Source organism: Rhodoblastus sp., assembly GCF_052145335.1.
Lineage (GTDB): Bacteria > Pseudomonadota > Alphaproteobacteria > Rhizobiales > Beijerinckiaceae > Rhodoblastus.
In genome coordinates this window covers 1-3,549 of the sequence record NZ_JBKQOU010000333.1, presented here as the reverse complement: position 1 = coordinate 3,549, position 3,549 = coordinate 1, and the positions used below count along the sequence as shown (strand labels likewise).

General features: G+C 57.9%; 6 protein-coding genes. All 6 read left to right on the top strand.

Annotated elements, in window-relative coordinates; genetic code table 11:
* The first annotated feature begins 195 nt into the window (after nt 1-195).
* The 6 genes from ACLP2E_RS20470 to ACLP2E_RS20445 all read left to right on the top strand — a co-directional run bounded on the left by ACLP2E_RS20470 (nt 196) and on the right by ACLP2E_RS20445 (nt 3,500).
* Nucleotides 196-1,488, top strand: coding sequence for a tyrosine-type recombinase/integrase (locus tag ACLP2E_RS20470; protein WP_442461148.1), 1,293 nt, complete (start codon nt 196-198; stop codon nt 1,486-1,488).
* Nucleotides 1,489-1,521: 33 nt separating this feature from the next.
* Nucleotides 1,522-2,286 (top strand): hypothetical protein, encoded by a 765-nt coding sequence (locus ACLP2E_RS20465; protein ID WP_442461147.1) that lies wholly within the window; start codon nt 1,522-1,524, stop codon nt 2,284-2,286.
* An 84-nt stretch (nt 2,287-2,370) separates the two neighbouring features.
* Nucleotides 2,371-2,583 carry a helix-turn-helix transcriptional regulator gene (locus ACLP2E_RS20460; protein ID WP_442461146.1) on the top strand — a complete coding sequence of 71 codons (213 nt, stop codon included), beginning with the start codon at nt 2,371-2,373 and terminating at the stop codon, nt 2,581-2,583.
* A 1-nt stretch (nt 2,584) separates the two neighbouring features.
* Nucleotides 2,585-2,791 (top strand): hypothetical protein, encoded by a 207-nt coding sequence (locus tag ACLP2E_RS20455; protein ID WP_442461145.1) that lies wholly within the window; start codon nt 2,585-2,587, stop codon nt 2,789-2,791.
* A complete protein-coding gene (locus tag ACLP2E_RS20450) occupies nt 2,788-3,264 on the top strand; it encodes a hypothetical protein (protein ID WP_442461144.1) in 477 nt (158 codons plus the stop codon). Before ACLP2E_RS20455 ends, ACLP2E_RS20450 begins: the two co-directional genes overlap by 4 nt.
* Nucleotides 3,261-3,500, top strand: coding sequence for a hypothetical protein (locus ACLP2E_RS20445; protein ID WP_442461143.1), 240 nt, complete (start codon nt 3,261-3,263; stop codon nt 3,498-3,500). The genes ACLP2E_RS20450 and ACLP2E_RS20445 overlap by 4 nt, the downstream gene beginning before the upstream one ends.
* Nucleotides 3,501-3,549: the final 49 nt, after the last annotated feature.

Here is a 3,549-nt window from a genome sequence, read left to right as displayed (position 1 = left end):
TTTTCAGTTGGACGACCAAAGACAGAACCGGACAGCACACCTTTAAAAATCCTTTTGTTTTCTTGTATAATGTAGATATGTCAGCTAATGTCTTGGACATGGGGTAACACCTCAAGACGCCCATTTTCTGTTACCCTAAGCGTTACCCTCAGAAAAACAGTCGCCCGACAGTTGCTCCAAGATAGGCCAGAGACGATGGGGAAAGGACCCGCGAAAGCTTTGACGGAACTCGCGCTTCAGAACTTCAAGCCGGGCTCCGCCCGGCGCGAGATTCCCGATGGCAAAGTCGGCGGCCTCTATTACGTCTTGCAGCCCTCGGGCTCGGCGAGTTGGGCGCTGCGGTACAGGCATCTTGGAAAGTCGTGCAAACTGACGATCGGCGGCGGCGCCATCCCGCTTAAAGACGCGCGCGATCTAGCCCGGCAAGCCCTGGTAAAGATCGCCAGGGGGGAGAGCCCCGGTGCCGAAAAGGTCGCCGCCAGAAAGGCGGCTCGAGCGTCAGAAGGCCGCGTTTCCGATCTGATCGAGAAAATCGTCCCGGCCTTCATCGACAAATATGCGAAGCGCAACTGCCGCGAATCCACTTGGAAAGAGTACGACCGAATTCTCAACACCAATGTGGTGAAGGTCTGGCGATGTCGGAGGCTCGGCGAGATCGCCCGCGCCGACGTTCATGACTTGCTCGACGGCATGATCGCCCGCGGCGCCGAGGTCCAGGCCAATCGGACCTTCGCGACATTCCGCAAGCTCTGCAACTGGGCTCAGGAACGCGGCGTAATCGACTTCAACCCTTGCAATGGGCTCAAGGCTCCGACGCAGGAGCAGGCGCGGGACCGCGTTCTGTCCGACGACGAAATCAGATGGGCGTGGAGAGCCTTTGAAATGGCTAGCTGGCCGTTCGGCAAGGTTGGGCAGTTGCTCCTGCTCACCGGCGCGCGCCGCGACGAGATCGGCGAAGCGCGCTGGACCGAATTCGATGCCGATCGCAAAATGCTCGTACTTCCGCCGGCGAGGATGAAGGCCGGCGCGGCGCATGAGATTCCTCTTTGCGACGCCGCAATCAAAATCATCGAATCGCTGCCGAAGATTGCTGCGAAGGGAAAGGATCCGATCTTCTTGTTCACGACGAACGGAGATCGTCCGGTTTCGGGATATTCGCGCGCCAAGGAGCAATTCGACCGAACAATTTATGAACTGGTGAAAGCGGAGCGTGGCGCAGACTTCGCGGCGCCCGCACATTGGTTGCTTCATGATCTTCGGCGAACCGTCGCAACGAATTTGCAGAGGCTCGGGACGCGCCTTGAAGTCACCGAGGCGATCCTCGGTCACGTCTCCGGCTCGCGCGCCGGCATCGTGGGGATTTATCAGCGCCACAATTTCGCCGAGGAAAAACGCGCGGCGCTTGAGGCTTGGGCGCGGCGGCTGGACGAGATCGTGAGCGGCAAGCCTGCGGGCAATGTCGTCGAGTTGGCGAGCGCGAGGACGTAACTGGTGGTTTCGCAGCGTCGGACAGTGGACGAAATGCGTGTCGATCTATGCGCACACTATACTCAGATCGCCACCCAAAATAACGATGAAATTCCTCGCATCGTTGAGCATGTCGTTTTGGCGATGCGGGCTGACCCACAACCCAATGCCCGCACTCGTCTAGCCTTTCGAACATGCGACACGGTCACGACAACGAAGGAAATTGCCGAGATTAGAGAACGGGCGTTAGGCCTTGCGCAAAGGATGATCAATCCCCGTTCATTAACGAACAAGAGCCTTCACAAGCTTGCCGAACGCCTTGAGACGCTGCACAAGCCGACGATTGAAGCGTTGGCGAATTCAAGAACCGCGATAGACGTTGGCGCGTTGAGAATTAAATTTCCTCAAACGCTGAGGCAAGCGAGCTTTGATGCGCCCGCGCTTATCGAAACCTTGCGCATAGTCACGGAAGCCTGCGACGGCGCCATGGTTGTAGAAACTTCAGATGAAGGTCGCTCGCAACACCGGCGTGACCAGGTCGTCGCCAGAATGCTCGCCAACGCTTATGCGACATTAACGGGGAAGGAGCCGACCCTTTCCGTCATTGGGAAGGCAAAGTCAGACGCGACCACGCGGAAGGTTCCGTTTGCAGGAGCAAGAATTCCAAGGCCCAAAAAGGAACTGGGACCGCAAGGCCCTTTCCTCGATTTCGTTACCACCGCGTTTTTCGCAATTGGTGTTCAATCCGATCCTTGGCATATGGCAAAATTTGCGATTACCGACCGAAAGGCCAGCCGAGCAAAAAAACGCAACCCATAACGGTATTGCGCACAATGTAACCATCTGCCTCAGCGTGGGAATCTCGGCATGTCACGTCACGCCAAACCATGACAAGGCAAACTGATGAACACCACACAAACCGATCTAATCCCAAAGCCGGCCATCGCCCGCGAGTTGGGCGTTTCCAGCCGTACTGTCTCCCGTTGGATGGAAGACCAAGACCTTGGCTTCCCGACGCCGATCCGCCTTCGCGGTCGGTTGTATTTCCTCCGCACGGCATTGGAGGAATGGAAGACCCTCCGCATCCGCGCATCAATGATGGAGGCCGCAGAGTAATATGGCCTGCAAAAAGCTGAACCCGGCCTCGCTGGCAGCGGGCCGGGCTCTGGAAAATGTGTTCTGCTTGGCGGCGAACAATCCAGAGATTACCCAAGACGCCAGTAAAATTCAAGAAATTCGTGCGGCTTTCATCGCGCGCAAATGCCGTATTTCGCGCGATATCGCGGAAACGATCGCCCTCCTCGCATTCGGGGAGCCGGCATGAATAATCTTTGCATCTATGCGCATGATCCGGGTACGTCAGGTGCCGGAGCTTTCTATTTCACCGCGCATCGTGACACCGTGAGCGTCGAAGATACTCCGCTTGCAGACGGTCGCGTTGACGGTGCGACCTTGGCGCGTCGCATTGAAATCATGCGCCCAGATCTGGCTATCATCGAGCGCGTGGGCGCCATGCCTGGGCAAGGCGTCTCCAGCATGTTCAATTTCGGGGCGGCTTATGGGACCGTTATCGGCGTTGTCTCCGCCCTGAAAATCCCGGTGCATTTCGTTACGCCGGCCAAGTGGAAAAAGCACTTTGGTCTTTCGGCCGACAAGGAGGAGGCTCGCGCTCGCGCCCTACAACTTTGGCCAGGCCGTGCCGAAATGTTTGCCCGCAAGAAGGACCACGGCAGGGCGGAAGCCGCGCTTCTGGCGCTTTATGCCGCTGAGGTGATTGTGGGGAGGGACGGCGCATGAGCGACCCAACCCACATCGATCTTGCAGCGAAGGCCCGCGAGGAAACATTCCGTCGCCTTGCCGAGGGCGAGCATTATTCTCGGTTGGCGCGCGGGTTCCTGGAAATCGGCGACGATTGCGGCGCAATCTACGCTATCGCGCGCCACAGAGAAAATACGATTGCCGCCATTCGGGAATTCAGCCCGGTGCGGGCCTTAATAGCCGCGCCAGTCCAGATGAGCGAGGCGGCAGAATGAAACCAGCCGTTCGCGCAGATGGCCGCCCTTCGCTCGATTATGAGCCGCC